The 17,588-nt window shown below is 64.1% G+C and carries 17 protein-coding genes; 10 read left to right on the plus strand and 7 right to left on the minus strand.

What is annotated here, in order from left to right:
- A complete protein-coding gene (locus HPT29_RS13030) occupies positions 1 to 483 on the plus strand; it encodes a type II toxin-antitoxin system RatA family toxin (protein ID WP_173948251.1) in 483 nt (160 codons plus the stop codon).
- Here HPT29_RS13030 and HPT29_RS13035 read toward each other — a convergent pair whose 3' ends face one another.
- Together HPT29_RS13035 and HPT29_RS13040 are read right to left on the minus strand one after the other, a co-directional pair.
- The gene (locus tag HPT29_RS13035) at positions 484 to 972 is read right to left on the minus strand and encodes a CinA family protein (protein ID WP_173948252.1); all 489 of its coding nucleotides are present in this window, start codon (positions 970 to 972) and stop codon (positions 484 to 486) included. It abuts the gene before it with no gap.
- On the minus strand, positions 969 to 2,162 hold the full coding sequence (locus HPT29_RS13040) for a bifunctional 2-C-methyl-D-erythritol 4-phosphate cytidylyltransferase/2-C-methyl-D-erythritol 2,4-cyclodiphosphate synthase (RefSeq protein ID WP_173948253.1): 1,194 nt from the start codon (positions 2,160 to 2,162) through the stop codon (positions 969 to 971). The genes HPT29_RS13035 and HPT29_RS13040 overlap by 4 nt, the downstream gene beginning before the upstream one ends.
- A gap of 110 nt (positions 2,163 to 2,272) precedes the next feature.
- Between HPT29_RS13040 and dusB the strand changes: the two genes are divergently transcribed.
- The 7 genes from dusB (at position 2,273) to hflX (ending at position 11,466) form a co-directional block, all read left to right on the plus strand.
- Entirely contained in the window at positions 2,273 to 3,292 is a 1,020-nt protein-coding gene (gene dusB, locus HPT29_RS13045) for a tRNA dihydrouridine synthase DusB (protein ID WP_173948254.1), read from the plus strand.
- Positions 3,289 to 4,392, plus strand: coding sequence for a two-component system sensor histidine kinase NtrB (locus tag HPT29_RS13050; protein ID WP_173948255.1), 1,104 nt, complete (start codon positions 3,289 to 3,291; stop codon positions 4,390 to 4,392). The genes dusB and HPT29_RS13050 overlap by 4 nt, the downstream gene beginning before the upstream one ends.
- Positions 4,393 to 4,401: 9 nt before the next feature.
- Complete coding sequence (gene ntrC, locus HPT29_RS13055) at positions 4,402 to 5,868, plus strand: nitrogen regulation protein NR(I) (protein ID WP_173948256.1); 1,467 nt, start codon at positions 4,402 to 4,404, stop codon at positions 5,866 to 5,868.
- 116 nt (positions 5,869 to 5,984) lie between these two features.
- Positions 5,985 to 8,216: a sensor histidine kinase NtrY-like gene (locus HPT29_RS13060; RefSeq protein WP_247654446.1), complete on the plus strand. Its 2,232-nt coding sequence runs from the start codon at positions 5,985 to 5,987 to the stop codon at positions 8,214 to 8,216.
- A complete protein-coding gene (ntrX, locus tag HPT29_RS13065; protein ID WP_173948258.1) occupies positions 8,213 to 9,583 on the plus strand; it encodes a nitrogen assimilation response regulator NtrX in 1,371 nt (456 codons plus the stop codon). Before HPT29_RS13060 ends, ntrX begins: the two co-directional genes overlap by 4 nt.
- Positions 9,584 to 9,815: 232 nt before the next feature.
- The gene (gene hfq / locus HPT29_RS13070; RefSeq protein WP_009491222.1) at positions 9,816 to 10,070 is read left to right on the plus strand and encodes an RNA chaperone Hfq; all 255 of its coding nucleotides are present in this window, start codon (positions 9,816 to 9,818) and stop codon (positions 10,068 to 10,070) included.
- Position 10,071: 1 nt separating this feature from the next.
- A complete protein-coding gene (hflX, locus tag HPT29_RS13075; protein ID WP_173948259.1) occupies positions 10,072 to 11,466 on the plus strand; it encodes a GTPase HflX in 1,395 nt (464 codons plus the stop codon).
- Here the strand turns inward: hflX and mazG are convergent.
- Positions 11,461 to 12,306 carry a nucleoside triphosphate pyrophosphohydrolase gene (gene mazG, locus HPT29_RS13080; RefSeq protein WP_173948260.1) on the minus strand — a complete coding sequence of 282 codons (846 nt, stop codon included), beginning with the start codon at positions 12,304 to 12,306 and terminating at the stop codon, positions 11,461 to 11,463. The genes hflX and mazG overlap by 6 nt on opposite strands.
- Before the next feature lie 135 nt (positions 12,307 to 12,441).
- On the opposite strand from mazG, the gene HPT29_RS13085 reads away from it, so the two are divergent.
- On the plus strand, positions 12,442 to 12,885 hold the full coding sequence (locus HPT29_RS13085) for an OsmC family protein (protein WP_173948261.1): 444 nt from the start codon (positions 12,442 to 12,444) through the stop codon (positions 12,883 to 12,885).
- A gap of 25 nt (positions 12,886 to 12,910) precedes the next feature.
- Positions 12,911 to 13,966 carry a histone deacetylase family protein gene (locus HPT29_RS13090; protein ID WP_173948262.1) on the plus strand — a complete coding sequence of 352 codons (1,056 nt, stop codon included), beginning with the start codon at positions 12,911 to 12,913 and terminating at the stop codon, positions 13,964 to 13,966.
- Positions 13,967 to 14,133: 167 nt separating this feature from the next.
- Here HPT29_RS13090 and HPT29_RS13095 read toward each other — a convergent pair whose 3' ends face one another.
- From HPT29_RS13095 to HPT29_RS13110, 4 genes are all read right to left on the minus strand, one after another.
- Positions 14,134 to 14,484, minus strand: coding sequence for a hypothetical protein (locus HPT29_RS13095; RefSeq protein ID WP_173948263.1), 351 nt, complete (start codon positions 14,482 to 14,484; stop codon positions 14,134 to 14,136).
- A gap of 94 nt (positions 14,485 to 14,578) precedes the next feature.
- Positions 14,579 to 15,376 (minus strand): MBL fold metallo-hydrolase, encoded by a 798-nt coding sequence (locus tag HPT29_RS13100; protein ID WP_173948264.1) that lies wholly within the window; start codon positions 15,374 to 15,376, stop codon positions 14,579 to 14,581.
- A complete protein-coding gene (locus tag HPT29_RS13105; RefSeq protein WP_173948265.1) occupies positions 15,373 to 16,182 on the minus strand; it encodes a TatD family hydrolase in 810 nt (269 codons plus the stop codon). Before HPT29_RS13105 ends, HPT29_RS13100 begins: the two co-directional genes overlap by 4 nt.
- Before the next feature lie 58 nt (positions 16,183 to 16,240).
- On the minus strand, positions 16,241 to 17,572 hold the full coding sequence (locus HPT29_RS13110; RefSeq protein ID WP_173948266.1) for a family 1 glycosylhydrolase: 1,332 nt from the start codon (positions 17,570 to 17,572) through the stop codon (positions 16,241 to 16,243).
- Between the last annotated feature and the right edge of the window lie 16 nt (positions 17,573 to 17,588).

Here is a 17,588-nt window from a genome sequence, read left to right on the forward strand (position 1 = left end):
ATGCCGACCTTTCGCACCACGCGCACCGTCCAGCATACCCCGGCTCAGATGTTCGCCCTCGTGGCCGATGTGGAGCGCTACCCCGAATTCGTCCCGCTCTGCGAAGATTTGCGGGTCATGCGCCGGGTCCAGAGCGGGGAGGGCATTGAGTCGCTCGTCGCCACGATGTCGGTGGGATACAAGGCCATCAATGAGACCTTCACCACCCGCGTGACCCTGGACGACCCGCGCCGGAAGATCACGGTCGAATACGTGGACGGACCGTTCAAGTATCTCGAGAACCGCTGGACCTTCCGCGAGGCACCGGGCGGATGCGAGGTCGATTTCTACATCAACTACGAGTTCAAGAGCTTCGCGCTCGGGCTTCTCATGGGCAGCGTCTTCGACAAGGCGTTCCGCAAGTTCACCGGAGCCTTCGAGGAGCGGGCGGACGAGATCTACGGGGCGCCGTCCGCATCCCGGGCCGGCGCCAAGTCCGCCTGATCAGCGCAGAGCCTGCTCCAGCAGGGACAGGGCGTCCTCGACGGCCCGACGACGCACGGTCTCCCGGCCGAGATCGCCGTAGCGGCGCTCGAGGTGCACCGTCCCGGCGCCTTTCCGCGCAAGGCCGAAATGAACGAGACCCACCGGCTTCGTGAGCGTCCCGCCGGTCGGACCGGCGACACCCGTGATGCCCACCGCCACGTCGGCCCGCGAATGGGCGAGGGCGCCCTCCGCCATGGCCCGTGCGACCTTCTCGCTCACGGCGCCCTCCGAGGCGATCATTTCGGCCGGAACACCGATCAGCTCCGTCTTCGCCTCGTTGGAATAGGTCACGAATCCGCGCTCCACTACGGCGGAGGAGCCCGAGATCTCCGTCAGCAGCGCCGCCACGAGGCCGCCGGTGCAGGATTCCGCCGTCGCGATCTTAAGGCCCCTCCCGCGATAGGCCTGCAGGAGCGCAGCGGCGCGGTTCATCAACTCAGGGATCATGCGTTCACCTCCGGCAGGCGGATCGTGGCGGCCGCCTGGGCGGCGATGCCCTCGCGGCGACCCGTGAAGCCAAGTTTCTCGGTGGTCGTCGCCTTGAGCGAGACCTGGTCGAGACGGAGGCCGGCGATCTCCGCGATCCGCTGCCGCATCGCCTCCCGATGCGGACCGAGCCGCGGCCTCTCGCACAGAAGGGTCGCGTCGAGATGGTCGACCATCCCGCCCCGGTGACGGACGAGTTCCACCGCATGAGCCAGGAACCGGTCGGAGGAGGCACCGCGCCATTGCGGATGGCTCGGCGGAAAGTGGGTGCCGATGTCACCGTCGGCCAGGGCCCCGAGGATGGCGTCCGTCAGAGCATGAAGGATCACGTCGCCATCGGAATGAGCGATGACGCCGCGGTCATGAGGAACCTTGATTCCCCCAAGCCAGACATGATCGCCCTCACCGAAAGCATGCACGTCGAAACCGGTGCCAAGGCGGGTCAGGTATGTCGTCTCTCGGCTTCTCATGCGCCGCTCGGCCTCTTGGAAATCGCCCGGATGGGTAAGCTTGATATTGCCGGGTTCCCCCTCGAAGACGTGAACCTTCAGCCCGGCCCATTCTGCCAGGGCACCATCGTCGCTAAAACTGTGAAGGTCCGCATCGGCCGCAGCACGGTGTGCCGCGAGGAGGAGCGGAAACTTGAAGGATTGCGGGGTCTGCACCGCCCTGAGGGCTGAACGATCCGGCGTGGAGACTACCTCGGACCGATCCCCGACGATCTTGATCGTATCCGTCACCGGCGTCCCTGGAACGGCCGCGCCCCAGAGATCGCCGGCCTCGATGGCTCTGTCGATCAGGTCGGAGCTTGCAAAGGGGCGGGCCGCGTCATGAACGAGAACGATCTCGGGGTTCGAGGCGGCCAGCGCGTCCAGTCCGTTGCGAACCGAATCCTGCCGCGTCGTGCCGCCATGGACGCATGGCAGAACTGTCGATTCGGGGGATGGCAACGCGCGAATCGCTGCCTCATAAAACGCCCGGTCGTCAGGATGGATCACAACTACGGTCCGGCTGATCCGCGGATGAGACGCAAAGGCGAAGAGCGTTCGTGCAAGTACGGATTGCCCTTGCACCAAGCGGTACTGCTTCGGGATTCCCTCACCCGCTCTCGATCCACGTCCTGCAGCAACGATGAGGGCGGCAACTGACATCCGGGCGAGCTCTCCGCGACGAAGGTTCTCCTAAGCATGAGGGGACAGGAAAGCAAATTCCCGTGAGAGGGGCTTGCACGGCCCGCCGAAATGGCTATTGATTAGGCACAATGGAATTTGATCAAAAATTAGGCGCAAAAGGTTTCCACATCGGTCCCCTCCGGATCGATCGGGCCGCCATTCTCGCACCTTTGTCGGGCGTCACGGATGTCGCTTTCCGGCGCATCGCCAAGCGCCTGGGGGCCGGGCTGGTCGTGTCGGAGATGGTGGCGTCGGACGAGCTGGTGCAGGGCTCGGAGGAGGCGCATCTGCGCGCGGAAGGTGCCGGGATCGAGCCGCACGTAGTCCAGCTGGCCGGCTGCGAGCCGCGCTGGATGGCGGAGGCCACCCGGGTGGCCGAGGGGGCAGGTGCGCGGATCATCGACATCAACATGGGCTGCCCGGCCAAGCGGGTGATCGGAGGCCTCGCGGGATCGGCCCTCATGCGGGATCTGGATCATGCCGCCCGGCTCATCGAGGCGACCGTGACGGCGGCGAGCGTTCCCGTGACCGTCAAGATGCGACTCGGCTGGGATCAGGACACGATCAACGCCGCCGACCTCGCCCGTCGGGCTGAGTCCCTGGGCGTGAAAGCCGTGACAGTGCACGGCCGGACGCGGCAGCAGTTCTACAAAGGGCGGGCCGACTGGAAGGCCATCGCGGCCATCGTCGATGCCGTGAGCATTCCTGTCATTGCCAATGGCGATATCGGGTCGTTCGAAGACGCCAGGAATTGCCTGTCGGCCTCGGGGGCCACGGCCGTGATGGTAGGGCGCTCCGCGGTCGGGAAGCCCTGGCTCGTCGGCCAGATCGGCGCCGCCCTCCAGGGCGTGACCATCCCCGATCCATCCCCTGAGGCAATGACGGAGATCGCCGTCGAGCATTACGAGGGGTTGCTGTCGCTCTATGGCGAGAAGGTCGGCGTTCGGCACGCCCGCAAGCACCTGGCTGCCTATGCCGACGTGGCTGCGGCCGCAGGCTTCCCCATCGCGGCGAACCTTCGCACAGCTCTAGTGACCTCCGAGGAGCCCCGGACCGTGCTCGCGCTGCTGCGCTCGCTCTATGAGCATCGGGGCCGGGAGGCGGCATGACGGTGATGGCCATCAACGACCTCATCATGAACGCGCTCCCGATTCCGGTTCTGACCGTCGGGCCGGAGCACCGGATCGTCCATGCCAATGCCGCAGCTGAGTCCTTCTTCGAGATGAGCCTGCGCATGATGCTGCGCCAGAGGCTCAGCGACCTGCTGCCCTTCGGCTCGCCCGTTATGGCGCTGGTGGAGGATGTCCGCCAGCGGGGCTCCAGCGTCAGCGAGCACCGGGTCGATATCGGCAGTCCGCGCCTGGGAGCTGAACGCATCGTGGACGTCTCGGCCAGCCCACTCGGCGACGATGCCGACAGCGTCATCCTGATGCTCCAGGAAAGGACGATCGCCGACAAGATGAACCGCCAGCTGACCCACCGCGGCGCCGCGCGGTCGATCACGGCGCTGGGGGCCCTGCTGGCGCACGAGATCAAGAATCCGCTCTCCGGCATCCGGGGCGCGGCGCAGCTCCTCGAGCAATCGGCGAGCGAGGACGACCGCCTCCTGACGCGCCTGATCTGCGACGAGACCGACCGCATCGTGAAGCTCGTGGAGCGCATGGAGCTGTTCGGCGAGGAGAGGCCGGTCGAGCGTGGACCCGTGAATATCCACGGGGTGCTCGACCACGTGAAGCGCCTCGCGCAGTCGGGCTTCGCCCGGCACATCCGTTTCGTCGAGAATTACGACCCGTCCCTTCCGCCGGTGCTCGGCAACAGGGATCAGCTGATCCAGGTCATCCTGAACCTGGTGAAGAACGCCGCCGAGGCGGTCGGAATCGATACCCCGGACGGCGAGATCATGTTGTCGACAGCCTTCCGGACCGGTGTCCGGCTTCAGGTCCCCGGTTCCCAGGAGCGGGTCAGCCTGCCTATCGAACTGAGCGTCATCGACAATGGTCCCGGCATTCCCCCGGAGCTGATGAGCGACCTTTTCGATCCTTTCGTCACGACGAAGGTCCAGGGCAGCGGCCTTGGTCTCGCACTGGTGGCGAAGATCGTCGGGGATCACGGTGGCATCGTCGAATGCGAACCGGCACCCAGACGAACCACGTTCAGAATTCTCCTGCCTATGCACCGCGCCGGCGACGGCCGCGGGTCCGATTTGTGAGATTAAGCGATGCCGAGCGGACAGATCCTTCTCGCCGATGACGATGCAGCCATCCGGACCGTCCTGAACCAGGCCCTCTCCCGGGCAGGGTACGAGGTTCGCTCCACCAGCAACGCCGCAACTCTCTGGCGGTGGGTATCCCAGGGGGAGGGCGATCTCGTCATCACGGACGTGATGATGCCCGACGAGAATGCCTTCGACCTTCTGCCCCGCATCAAGAAGATGCGGCCGGACTTGCCGATCATCGTCATGAGCGCTCAGAATACCTTCATGACGGCCATCAAGGCCTCCGAACGCGGAGCTTACGAGTACCTGCCGAAGCCCTTCGACCTCAAGGAGCTCGTGGCGGTGGTCGGCCGGGCACTGTCCCGGCCCCGGAACGTTCCCACCGGGGCGAACCCGTCGCCGGAGAACGAGGACATCCCGCTCGTCGGCCGCTCGCACGCGATGCAGGAGATCTACCGCGCTCTCGCCCGTCTGATGCCCACCGACCTGACGGTGATGATCACGGGCGAGTCGGGCACGGGTAAGGAACTCGTCGCGAAGGCGCTGCACGATTACGGCAAGCGCCGGCAGGGCCCGTTCGTGGCCGTGAACATGGCGGCCATTCCCCGCGAGTTGATCGAATCCGAGCTTTTCGGTCATGAGAAGGGCGCCTTCACCGGGGCCACCGCCCGCAGCACCGGACGCTTCGAGCAGGCCGAGGGCGGCACTCTGTTCCTCGACGAGATCGGCGACATGCCCATGGAGGCCCAGACGCGGCTCCTGCGGGTCCTTCAGCAGGGCGAATATACGACGGTCGGCGGCAGGGTGCCGATCAAGACCAATGTCCGGATCGTGGCTGCCACGAACAAGGACCTGCGCGTGCTGATCCAGCAGGGCCTGTTCCGGGAGGATCTCTATTTTCGCCTCAACGTGGTTCCCCTGCGCCTTCCGCCCCTGCGCGAGCGCGTCGAAGACATCCCGGATCTGGCGCGTCACTTCTTCATGCTGATCGAGAAGGAGGGGCTCGCCCGCAAGCAGCTCGACGTGGAGGCCATGGACCGGCTGAAGCGCTATCGTTGGCCGGGCAACGTCCGGGAACTCGAAAACCTCGTGCGGCGCCTGGCGGCCCTCTATCCTCAGGATACGATCACCGGTGCCATCATCGACGCGGAGCTCGATTCCCAGCCGTTGCTGCCGCCGCAGCCTGCCGGGAAGCCGTCCCAGACATCCCAGCAGAGTTCGGAGGGGCTGTCGGAGGCCGTGGAACGGCACCTGAACGAATATTTCTCCGGCTTCCGGGACACCCTTCCGCCGCCGGGCCTCTATCACCGCATCCTCCGCGAAATCGAAGGTCCCCTGATCGGAGCGGCCCTCGCAGCCACGCGAGGAAATCAGATCCGGGCGGCCGAACTTCTCGGAGTCAATCGCAACACCCTGCGCAAGAAGGTCAGGGATCTCGAGCTCATGGTGGTCCGATCCAATCGGGGCTGAGTGCTCCCGGCTGTAATAATTTGACCACAGTGTTGTGTTGGTGCATCACCCAGTGACGGGGTGCTGAACGGAAAGCGCCCCCTTGGGGGCCTCGGATCTTGACCGACCAGAGCACGATGGAACAGCACCGTTCGTCTGAAACGGGCCATAACTGGCTGATCTGGGTCGGTTATGTCGCCGTGCCGACGGCCCTTGCGTCGGCGCTGGTCACGTTCCTGATCCTTGCCGGGGCGACGCCGATCCCTCCCACGAACAGCATCGTCCAATGGGTTTTCATCCTGAACGGAGTTCTCATTGCCCTGCTGCTCGGGATCGTTGCCTGGCAGTCGCAGAAGCTGATTCGGGCAAGAATCCAGGGCGCGGCGGCTGCAGGACTTCATGTTAGGATCGTCGGACTTTTTACCCTCGTGGCTGGGGTGCCGGCTATTCTCATCGCGGGCGCAGCGTCGGTGTCGTTCGAACGAGGGCTCGACTCGCGATTAACGAGCAACATCAAAGATTTGATGACGAACACGGTTGCGATTGCTTATTCGTACCGCGAGATCCAATGCCGGACCCTTGCCCGCGAAACACAATTATTGGCCGCGGATTTGAGCCGCGCCATTGCGTTCTATAATACCGACCGCAACTTTTTCCGCGATTTCATGAGCTCGCGCGCCCGCTTTCTTGGACTCCCTGTCGCAATGGTCGTCGAGGCTAACGGCACAGTTCTGGAGAGGGCCCTCGGTAAACCGCTTCCGGATCTTCCCGAGCCGACCCAGGCGGACATCGAGGACGCCAATACTCAAGAGGCTCTCTGCCTCCTCCCCGGGACCGGCAACATTCTGCGCTCGGTCCTCAAGCTGAACGACGGAAGCGGTCGAACTCTATACGTGGCCCGGGAGGTTGACCGCCAGGCGATCGAGTTCCCGGCGGTCGCCGAAAACGGCGTGGCCTTTTACGCGGCTCTCGACCAGAGAAAGGCCGGGCTTCAGTTCGCCTTCGCGTCCATGTTCACGCTGATTGCGCTGATCGTGCTGCTGTCCGCGGTCTGGTTCGGGCTCAACTTCGCCAACCGTCTCGTCGCTCCCATCCGGCGCCTCATCCATGCGACCGACCAAGTGGCGACCGGCAACTTCTACGTCCAGGTTCCTGTCCGCCGGGGCGAGGGCGATCTTGGCCATCTGGGCGAGACCTTCAACAAGATGACCTCCGAGTTGCGCCGCCAGCATGACGGGCTGACAGCCGCCAGTGACCTGATGGATCGCCGGCGGCGGTTCACGGAGGCGGTTCTCGCAGGCGTCTCCGCAGGCGTGATCGGCGTCAACGCCCGGGGCCAGATCACCATCGTCAATCCGTCGACGGAGGCGCTGCTCGGCACATCCCACAAGGAATTGCTCGGCCAGCCGATCACCGCGGTACTGCCGGAGGTCGCCTCCCTGGTCGAGGAGATGAACCAGGGGCGTCAGCGCCTGATGCAGCAGCAGATTCACATCGCCCGGAAGGGCAGGGAGCGCACCATCAACGTTCGCGTGACCAGCGAACAGGCGCGCGGAGGCCTGAGGGATCTCGTCATCACTCTCGACGACATCACGGATCTCGTGGTCGCGCAGCGCACCTCTGCCTGGGCCGACGTGGCGCGGCGCATCGCGCATGAGATCAAGAATCCCCTGACGCCCATCCAGCTCTCGGCGGAGCGCATCCGCCGCAAGTACGGCAAGGTGATCACGACGGACCGGGAAGTGTTCGATCAGTGCACGGATACCATCGTGCGGCAGGTCGACGACATCAAGCGGATGGTCGACGAATTCTCGTCCTTCGCCCGCATGCCGAAGCCCACCATCGGCGACGAGGACCTGACGGAGACGATCCGACAGGTGGTCTTCATGATGAAGATCGCCCATCCGGAGATCGCGTTCATCGATCGGGTTCCGGCCGGCTCCCTGATTGCTCCCTTCGACCGGAGGCTCGTGTCGCAAGCGGTGACGAATATCGTCAAGAATGCAACGGAAGCGATTGCGGCGGTGCCGGAGGATGAGCGAGGCCAGGGGCAGATCTCAGTGCTGCTCGACGACACCCACCCGGATTATCTGATCCTGGCGATCACGGACAACGGCAAGGGGTTTCCCGTGGAAGGCCGCCAGCGCCTTCTCGAGCCCTACATGACGACGCGCGAGGGCGGAACCGGACTGGGGCTGCCGATCGTTGCCAAGATTCTGGAAGACCATGGAGGTGGCATGGAACTGGCCGACAATCCCGAGGGCAGGGGCGGGCAGGTTCGCATGTGGATCCCCAAGACGAAGCATGTTGCATCAGAAGAGGCATCGGCCGCTTCCAGCCGAAATGACTCTCGCAGGGCAAGCCAATGAGCGCTGATATTCTCGTCGTCGACGACGAAGTCGACATTCGTGAGCTGGTGGCCGGCATTCTCGAGGATGAAGGACACCGGACCCGGACTGCCGGCACGTCCGATGACGCCCTGGCGGCCATCGAGACTCGCCGTCCTCACCTGGTCTTCCTGGACATCTGGCTCCAGGGAAGCCGGCTCGACGGGTTGCAGGTTCTGGAAATCATCAAGTCCCAGCACCCGGATCTGCCCGTGGTGATGATCTCCGGCCACGGCAACATCGAGACGGCCGTGTCGGCCATCAAGGCCGGGGCCTATGACTTCATCGAAAAGCCCTTCAAGGCGGACCGGCTCGTCCTCGTTGCCGAGCGGGCGCTGGAGGCCTCGCGCCTGAAGCGCGAAGTGCGCGATTTGCGCTCGCGCTCGGTTCAGGCGAGCCGGATCGCCGGACGATCGATTGTCATTAACCAGCTCCGCCAGGCGGTGGAGCGAGCCGCGCCGACCAATGCGCGCATTCTGATCACCGGAGCACCCGGCTCGGGCAAGGAGCTGACGGCCAGGACCGTGCACGGCCTGTCCACACGTGCCAACGGTCCCTTCGTCGTTCTCTCGGCCGCGACGATCACGCCCGATACGATGGAAGCGGAGCTTTTCGGTACGGAAGGCGGCGAGGGCGGAGGACGCCGTGTCGGCGCGCTCGAGGAGGCCCATGGCGGCACCCTCTACATCGACGAAATCGCCGACATGCCGCGCGAGACGCAGAACCGGATCCTGCGCGTCCTGGTCGATCAGAACTTCCAACGGGTCGGCGGAACGACTCGGGTTCATGTGGACGTGCGCATCGTGTCCTCGTCCAGCCGTGACCTGCCTGCAGCCATTGCGGCGGGCCAGTTCCGCGAGGACCTCTTCCACCGGCTCGGCGTGATCCCGATTCGCGTGCCGTCGCTCGCCGAACGGCGCGAGGACGTTCCCGAGCTGATCGAGTTCTTCATGGAGCAGATTTCGTCCACGACCGGCCTCCCGAAACGGCGCATTGCCGAGGACGCCATGGCGGTCCTGCAGTCGCACGACTGGCCGGGCAACGTGCGCCAGCTCCGCAACAACGTCGAACGTCTGATGATTCTCACCTCCGGCGACCCCGATGCCGAGATCACGGCCGACATGCTGCCAACCGAAATCGGCGCCCTGGTTCCGAGCACCCCGGGCGGGGCCGGGGGCGAGAAGCTCATGAGCCTGCCTCTGCGCGAGGCACGAGAGATCTTCGAGCGCGAGTATCTCCTCGCGCAGATCGCCCGCTTCAGCGGCAACATCTCGCGAACGGCGGAGTTCATCGGCATGGAGCGCTCGGCGCTGCACAGGAAGTTGAAATCCCTTGGGATCGGAAGCTGACGGGCTTCACTGTTACAGGGTGTGGCGGGCTCCCGGAGGTCGAGAAGAACCAAAACCTACAATCCACGGGAAAATATGCTCCGAGGGGGTAGAACTGTTGCGCCCCCCTTGCCGAACGCTGCCGTTCGCCCTGTAATAGATCTGCCGGTCACCGACCGCACGAAAGCGGACAACCATATTCAGGCGGCCCCATAGCCAAGACCGGCGGCGATGGGCTGGCGAGGCAACTTCAATGGCGGGCGATCGCGCGCAGAATCTTCAGGACACATTTCTGAACTATGTTCGGAAGCAGAAAATTCCCCTGACGATCTTTCTCGTGAACGGGGTGAAGCTTCAGGGCGTCGTGACCTGGTTCGATAATTTCTGCGTCCTTCTGCGCAGGGATGGTCATTCGCAGCTGGTTTACAAACACGCCATTTCCACCATCATGCCAGGACAGCCCGTGCAGTTGTTCGACCAGATCGACGAGGCTGGCGAGAAGGCTTGAGGTGACCGAACCACGCAGCCCGGGGGAAGAACGTCTCGCCCAGCTTGCCGAACCTGAAAAAGAGGTTGCAGCCGGCACAAGAACCCTTGTGATCGGCCCGTATCTGACTCGCAGGCGGCGCGCTTCGGTCGAGATGGACGGGGAGGGTGGCAACCCACGCCCTCCCGAGGCTCGCCTCGATGAGATCACCGGTCTCGCCCTTGCCATCGATCTGACCATTGTCCAGTCGCTGATCGCGCCTCTTGCGTCGCCGCGCCCCGCCACGTTCATCGGCAGCGGCAAGGTCGACGAACTGGCCGGTCTCATCCGGGCCGAAGAGATCGGGCTCGTGGTGATGGACTGCGCCCTCAGCCCGGTGCAGCAGCGCAACCTCGAGAAGGCCTGGAGCGCCAAGGTCATCGATCGGACCGGCTTGATTCTTGAAATCTTCGGGCGGCGGGCCCGCACGAAAGAGGGCACCCTCCAGGTCGAGCTGGCCCATCTGTCCTACCAGAAGGGACGTCTGGTCCGTTCCTGGACCCACCTCGAGCGCCAGCGCGGCGGCTTCGGCTTCCTGGGTGGCCCGGGCGAGACCCAGATCGAGGCCGACCGGCGCCTGATCCAGGAGCGCATGACCCGGATCGAGCGGGATCTGGAGAGCGTCGTGAAGACACGCTCCCTGCACAGGACGAGCCGGCGGCGGGTCCCCTATCCGATCATCGCCCTGGTCGGCTACACCAATGCGGGGAAATCGACTCTGTTCAACCGCATGACCCAAGCCGATGTTCTGGCCGAGAACATGCTGTTCGCCACCCTCGATCCGACCTCTCGAGCCATCGAGCTGCCGCACGGGGAGAAAGCCATTTTGTCGGATACCGTCGGCTTCATCTCCGATCTGCCGACGATGCTCGTGGCCGCCTTCCGGGCCACCCTGGAGGATGTGGTCGAAGCGGATGTCCTGCTCCACGTCCGGGATGTATCCCACGGAGAGACCGAGGCTCAGGCCGGGGACGTCGCCGTCGTCCTGCGAGAGCTCGGGATCGATCCGGATGACACGAAGCGTGTCGTCGAGGTCTGGAACAAGGCGGATCTCCTGTCGCCCGAGGACCGTGAGCGGCTGGCCGCCACATCCCACCGAACGGACGAGGAGAGGCGGCCGATCCTCATATCGGCTCTGACCGGCGACGGCATTCCCGAACTCCTCGCCACGATCGAGCAGCACTTGGCCCTGGGGCGGCTGACCTACGAGGTCGACGTGGCTCCGGAGGACGGGCAGGGGCTTGCCTGGCTGCACGAGAACACGGAGATCCTGGAGCGCCGGACGAAGGAGAATGGGCACACCATCCTCCAGGTGCGGCTTGTTTCCGGCAAGGAACCCCGGTTCCTGAACCGGTTTCCCGAGGCGCGGGTCCTATAAGGCCGGACCGGATTTGCGCTCGGCGAGCTTCGCCGCCACCCAGAGCCGCTCCATCTCGTCGAGCGAGGCTTCATCGAGGCTCCTTTCCTGCGCCTCCAGGGCCTCCTCGATCGCCTTGAAGCGCCGCTCGAACTTGGCGTTGGTCCGCCGCAGGGCGCGCTCGGAATCGATGCCGAAATGCCGAGCCAGGTTGGTCACGGAGAAAAGCAGATCCCCAATTTCGTCTTCGATCCTGTCCCGGTCGCCGGATGAAGAAGCGTCCTTAACCTCCTCCAGCTCCTCGTGAATCTTGTCGATCACCTGCGTGGCTTCGGGCCAATCGAACCCGACCTTGGCGGCCTTGGACGTCAGCTTCTGGGCTCGCGTCAGAGCGGGCAGGGCCGTGGGAACTCCACCGAGGAAGCCCGCCTCGTGGGCCTCGGGCGAATGCCCCATTGCCTCACGGTCGGCGCGCCGCTCGGCCTTCTCTTCCGACTTGATCCTGTCCCAAAGGCGTTTCACATCCTCGGGCGACAGCTCCTTGATGTCTCCGAAAACGTGAGGATGACGCCTGATGAGCTTTCGCGTGATGGCTTCCACTACGTCTGGAAAGGCGAACGCACCCTGCTCTTCCGCCATGCGGGCGTGGAAGACGACCTGGAGCAGCAAATCGCCGAGTTCATCCCGCAGATCGGCCAGATCGCCGCGCTCGATGGCGTCGACCACCTCGTAGGCTTCCTCGAGCGTGTAGGGGGCAATCGATGCGAAGTCCTGCTCCAGATCCCAGGGACAGCCGGTCTCGGGCGTGCGCAGGGCCGCCATGATCTCGATCAGCCGCGTGATATCCGTGGAAGGCTTCATGATGGAATCCCTGGTCGTTGCGGCCGTGTCATAGCCTGAGGACAAAACGCCCGGCTAGCTGGAATTGCCCCATTGCCCTGCGTTAGCGGTATAAGGTGAGCAGGACACTTCAAGCACAGCAAGGACGAAAACCCAATGAGAGCGCGGGTCAAACTGGTCGACGGGATGATGTTCGTGGGCGAATCCGGCAGCGGCCACGCCGTAGTCATGGACGGAGCGCCGGAATATGGCGGCCGCAATGTCGGCATCCGCCCCATGGAGATGCTTCTGATCGGGTTGGGAGGCTGCACGGCTTTCGATGTGGTCCAGATCCTCAGGAAGGGCCGCGAGAAGGTCACGGATTGCGACGTCGAGGTCACCGCCGAGCGTGCCGAGACGGACCCCAAGGTCTTCACGGCGATTCATCTCGATTATCGGGTCAAGGGGAGGGACCTTGCGCCGGCCAAGGTCGAGAGGGCGATCGAACTCTCCAAGGAGAAGTACTGCTCTGCCTCGATCATGCTCGGCGCCGTCGCTAGGATCAGCTATTCCTGGACGGCGATCGAGGAAGTCGGGGAGATGCAAGCCGCCTCCTCCTGAAACCCTCCTAATTCGAGCCACGAACATGAAGCTGTTCTTCTCGGAAGCCCAACTGGCTCATCAGCCCCGGCAATACATGGTGCACGGGAGGATCGTTGCGCCGTTCGAAAATCCGGACCGGGCGACAACGCTTCTCGAGGTTCTGGCAGCGCAGGGCCTGATCCCGGCCGATCCGGGCGATCGCGGCCCGGAGCCGATTCTTGCCGTTCATGCCGACCATTACGTGGATTTCCTTCAGAGCGCTTATGATCGCTTCCTGGAACTGCCGCATCATGGTCCGGAGGTGCTGCCGAACGTCCATCCCTATCGAGGCTCAGGCAGCGACCTGGAAGAACGCGGCAGGCCACGCCCGACCGGGATTCTCGGCCAGGCCGGCTGGTATGTGGGCGATATGTCCTGCGCGATCATGGCAGGTACCTTCCAGGCGGCCTACGCGTCCGCCCAAGCGGCAATTGCCGCAGCGGAAGCGGTGCTGGCCGGCGAGCGCGCTTCCTTCGCCCTCTGCCGCCCGCCCGGCCACCACGCCTATGCGGACCGGGCCTCGGGCTTCTGCTTCTTCAACAATGCCGCGATCGCGGCCAAGCTGCTGCGCGGCCACTTCTCCAAGGTCGCGATCGTGGATTTCGATACGCACCACGGCGACGGGACGCAGGCGATCTTCTATACCCGCCCGGACGTCCTCTACGGCTCCGTCCACACCGATCCCACGGCTTACTACCCGCATTACGCGGGCTATGCGGACGAAACCGGAGCGGGGCCCGGCGAAGGCGCCAATCACAACCTGCCGCTCGCGCCCGGCGCCGATGACGAAGCCTTCATCGATGCCAACCAGCGCTTGGCGCTGGCCGTTCAGGCCCATGGGGCGGAGGCGCTGGTGCTCTCGGCCGGCTGGGACGCCCACCGGGACGACCCGTTGTCGAAGCTCGACGTCACGACGGACGCCTTCGCCAGGATCGGAGAGATCTGGGGCAAAATCGATTTGCCGACCCTGATCGTCCAGGAGGGCGGATATTCGCTTACCGCAGCGGCTGAGGCCGCGCCGGCTTTCATGGCCGCATTCCGAGCCAATGGCGCTGAATAGATCCGAGGACACGCATAAGGACACGCACTTCAGCCAGCGCCGACCAGCCGGCCATTCTCAACCATTAGGCTCAAGGGAAGGGCACGCGACGACGAGCCTGTCACCCCACATCTGTAATTCGCATAAGATATATTATGGAACTAACAACGATGCTCCTCGGGTCTCGACTACCGATCGGTATGTGAGTTCGCGCCAAGGGAGAAAAACCATTCAGCATATGGCGTATCGCGTACCAGCTGGCGATTGTAATCGGGCGCGCCGTCATCCCACCACACCGGACCACGCTCGCCGAGTGCCCGCTTCGCGGCATCGACCTGGGCACGCACGCCGGCCAATGCCACTGGATCGCCCCTGACGCTGCGGACTGCCCGCCGCGCCGTCATCAGCTCGCGGACAAGGCGTTCGCGCTCCTGAGGCTCCAGTTCCGGATTGCTCAGCCGCCACAACCGGCCGCGAACCACGAAATAGCGACCGTCCGGAGTTCGCGGATACTGAGGGTCTGATGGCGCACGACCCACTGGTCACCCCAATGAGCTGGCAGCATGGGAAGCTAGGGTGAAGTCCGCCAGTCCCGTCGTCACGGGCCGAGCCTCCGTCCTTGCAGCCCCACCATCACGCTGCCTCGATCTGGAGCCCGTCATAGGCCGGTTCGATGTGCGGCGGCAGCTCGCGGCGGAGCGTCTCGTAATCCAGATCCGTGTGCAGGTTCGTCAGGATGGCCCGCTTCGGCCGAACCCTCGCGATCAGCTCCAATGCTTCCGAGAGCGAGAAATGCGTCGGATGCGGGGTGTAGCGCAAGGCGTCCAGGATCAGAACCTCCAGGCCCTCCAGGACCGACAGGCTCTCGTCCGGCATCTGGCTCACATCCGGCGCGTAGGCGATGCCGCCGAACCGGAATCCGAGGGCGTCGATGTCCCCATGGATCATCCGGAACGGCAAGGCTTCGACAGCGCCGCCGGCGCCCGGAACCGCGACCGGGATCCCGGGCTTCAGCCCCCGCATCTTTAGGATGGGCGGATAGCTGCTGCCGGCCGGCGTTTCGAAGCAGTAGCCGAATCGCATCTGGAGCAGCTCGCTGGTCATCCGGTCCGCGTAGACCGGGATCCGCTGATGCTGAACGATCGCAAGCGGCCGCAGGTCGTCGATTCCGTGGATGTGGTCCGCGTGCTCGTGGGTGATCAGAACGCCGTCGAGGTGCCGCACGTCGGCCCCAAGGAGCTGGTCGCGCAGATCCGGACCCGTATCGACCAGGACGGTCGTGACGCCATCCGGCCCGGTTCTTTCGACGAGAACGGAGCAGCGCCTGCGCCGATTCCTCGGATTGTTCGGGTCACAGGCTCCCCAGCCGACTCCCACGCGTGGGACGCCTGCCGAGGATCCGCAGCCGAGAATCGTCAATCTCAATGTCATGATGCGAGCGCCCGCCCGGATGCTGCATCGGCGGAGGCCGCCTTGGAGAACAGGCGATAGAAGTTGGCTGTCGTCAGCGAGGCGACTTCCTGCTCGCTCACACCAACGACTTCGGCAAGAACCCGGGCCGTATGCGCCACGAAGGCCGGTTCGTTGGTCTTTCCACGATGCGGCACGGGAGCAAGATAGGGGGCATCCGTCTCCACGAGCAGGCGATCGTGCGGAACGGCAGCGGCGATCCGGCGGATCTCCTCCGAATTACGGAACGTCAGGATACCGGAGAAGGAAACATACAGGCCGAGTTCGACCCCGACCTGGGCGAGCGTCTCGCCCGACGAGAAGCAGTGGAGAACAGCGTCGAAGCGCCCTCGCCTCATCTCGTCGGTCAGGATCCGGATCATGTCCTCGTCGGCGTTGCGCGCATGGATCACCAGGGGCAAACCGGTTTGCTGCGCGGCCTCGATATGGGTGCGGAAAACCCGCTGCTGCACGTCGCGCGGGCTCTTGTCGTAATGATAATCGAGTCCGGCTTCGCCGATGGCGACGCAACGCGGATGTTCGGACAGCTCGATCAGCCGTTCGGCCGGGACATCCGGCTCGGCGGCCGCATTATGGGGATGCGTTCCGACGGTGCAGAAGATGCTGTCATGGGATTCGGCCAAGGTCCGGTATGTCTGGAAGCGCTCCACATGGGTCGAGATGGTAACCATGCGACCGACCCCGGCGGCCGTGGCAGACGCTAGAACCTCGGGGAGGCGGCTCTGAAAGTCCGGGAAGTCCAGGTGGCAATGGCTATCGACCAGCATCGGTGAAGGCGCCCTCCTCTATAGTGGCTTGCTGCATAAATCGGTTCAAAGCCGGCGTCTAGCGACGCACCCCCTGGGCCGTCGCCTCCGGCTCGTCATCTTCCTTCGATTCCTTATGGCGCATCAGGCGCAGCCGCTCCTGCTGCCGGGAAACGGGAGCCTCGTCACATTCCTGCGGCCGAACCACGGGGACCGCCAGGCACACGCTCTGGGCCGGAAGAACATTGCACCAGTCATGGATCAGTTGCTTGTAGCAGCGTCCCACGGGCCGGATGTTGCGATCCAGGTCGTACAACCCAACCGGCGTGACACGGTTGTTCTCCTCGCGCAGCGCCGTGTCCCAGTCCATCTGGTCCGTGAGCGAATACCAGGTGAACCCGACGATCGGCACGCCGGTGTTGCGGACCCTCAAAACGTTGGCCCATTGCTTCCAAAGCCAGTTCACGGCTTCGTCGCCATTCGGCCCCTGCATCAGGTTCGTCTCCGTATGCATGACCGGCAGCCTGTAGCGCTCGTAATATTGGCGGGTGATCTCGTCGTAGCCGAAGACATCGCCAGCCGATCTCGTCAGACCGTCGGCGCTGACCCGGTGCTCATTGGTCACGTAATAGTCGTTCCCCATGATGCAGTGATGACGCAGCGAGGAGCGGCTGAGGAAGAAATGGTACTCGTCCCGGCTCATGCCGCTATCCATCAGGAACTCGTACATCTCGGAGTCGATCCGGCGGCCATAGTTCAGATCGAGGGACAGGAAGCGCCGGGCGTTCATGATCTCGGCCGGCTTGATCGCCGCCGGGTTCTCGGCATGAAAGTACTCGGACGACTCGCTCTGGATGAAGAGCGCGTCCGGCCGGACCTTGAGGATCCGCTCCATGGCCAGGACGTTGGCCTTCACGATATGCTTGAGGGCGGTCACGAAGGCTTGGTCGGTGGTCAGCTGCTCGTTCCACCAGCCGTAGGCGGCGGAGAACTGGGCGCAGATGAACATCTCGTTGATCGGGGTATAGAGCTGCACCCAGGGGAACCGGTGTGCGAAGTCTTCCGCATAGGCTGCAAAGAGATCCGGAAAATCCGGATTCTGGAAGTTGCCGATCCAGTCTGGGACGCCGAAGTGGCAGAGATCCACGATGGGAATGATGTTGCGGCGGAAGATCTCGCCGAAGGTCATGTCGGCGAAGGACCAGTCGTAGCGGCCCGGGCCGATGAACGTCTTGTGCAGAGGTGGACCGTAGCGCAGGACCTGGATGTCGAGATCCTTCAGAAGGTCGAAATCCGTCTGCCAGTGGGTGTAATGGCCGCATTTCTCCATCTGGTCGATGCGGGTGCGGCCATTGTTGATGGTCGGGATGCTGTTCTCGATCCCGGTCGCGAACATGAAGCTGGTGTACATTGCGCGCTTCCGCTGA

It is taken from the genome of Microvirga terrae, assembly GCF_013307435.2.
GTDB classification, from domain to species: Bacteria; Pseudomonadota; Alphaproteobacteria; order Rhizobiales; family Beijerinckiaceae; genus Microvirga; species Microvirga terrae.

What these genes read in the sequence shown, in the direction of transcription:
- HPT29_RS13090 (WP_173948262.1), top strand. Translation starts at nt 12,911, where the DNA reads ATGAAGCTGTTCTTCTCGGAAGCCCAACTGGCTCATCAGCCCCGGCAA.
- dusB (WP_173948254.1), top strand. Translation starts at nt 2,273, where the DNA reads ATGGAATTTGATCAAAAATTAGGCGCAAAAGGTTTCCACATCGGTCCC.
- HPT29_RS13085 (WP_173948261.1), top strand. Translation starts at nt 12,442, where the DNA reads ATGAGAGCGCGGGTCAAACTGGTCGACGGGATGATGTTCGTGGGCGAA.
- HPT29_RS13030 (WP_173948251.1), top strand. Translation starts at nt 1, where the DNA reads ATGCCGACCTTTCGCACCACGCGCACCGTCCAGCATACCCCGGCTCAG.
- hfq (WP_009491222.1), top strand. Translation starts at nt 9,816, where the DNA reads ATGGCGGGCGATCGCGCGCAGAATCTTCAGGACACATTTCTGAACTAT.
- HPT29_RS13035 (WP_173948252.1), bottom strand. Translation starts at nt 972, where the DNA reads ATGATCCCTGAGTTGATGAACCGCGCCGCTGCGCTCCTGCAGGCCTAT.
- ntrX (WP_173948258.1), top strand. Translation starts at nt 8,213, where the DNA reads ATGAGCGCTGATATTCTCGTCGTCGACGACGAAGTCGACATTCGTGAG.
- HPT29_RS13105 (WP_173948265.1), bottom strand. Translation starts at nt 16,182, where the DNA reads ATGCTGGTCGATAGCCATTGCCACCTGGACTTCCCGGACTTTCAGAGC.
- mazG (WP_173948260.1), bottom strand. Translation starts at nt 12,306, where the DNA reads ATGAAGCCTTCCACGGATATCACGCGGCTGATCGAGATCATGGCGGCC.
- HPT29_RS13110 (WP_173948266.1), bottom strand. Translation starts at nt 17,572, where the DNA reads ATGTACACCAGCTTCATGTTCGCGACCGGGATCGAGAACAGCATCCCG.
- HPT29_RS13060 (WP_247654446.1), top strand. Translation starts at nt 5,985, where the DNA reads ATGGAACAGCACCGTTCGTCTGAAACGGGCCATAACTGGCTGATCTGG.
- HPT29_RS13040 (WP_173948253.1), bottom strand. Translation starts at nt 2,162, where the DNA reads ATGTCAGTTGCCGCCCTCATCGTTGCTGCAGGACGTGGATCGAGAGCG.
- ntrC (WP_173948256.1), top strand. Translation starts at nt 4,402, where the DNA reads ATGCCGAGCGGACAGATCCTTCTCGCCGATGACGATGCAGCCATCCGG.
- HPT29_RS13100 (WP_173948264.1), bottom strand. Translation starts at nt 15,376, where the DNA reads ATGACATTGAGATTGACGATTCTCGGCTGCGGATCCTCGGCAGGCGTC.
- HPT29_RS13050 (WP_173948255.1), top strand. Translation starts at nt 3,289, where the DNA reads ATGACGGTGATGGCCATCAACGACCTCATCATGAACGCGCTCCCGATT.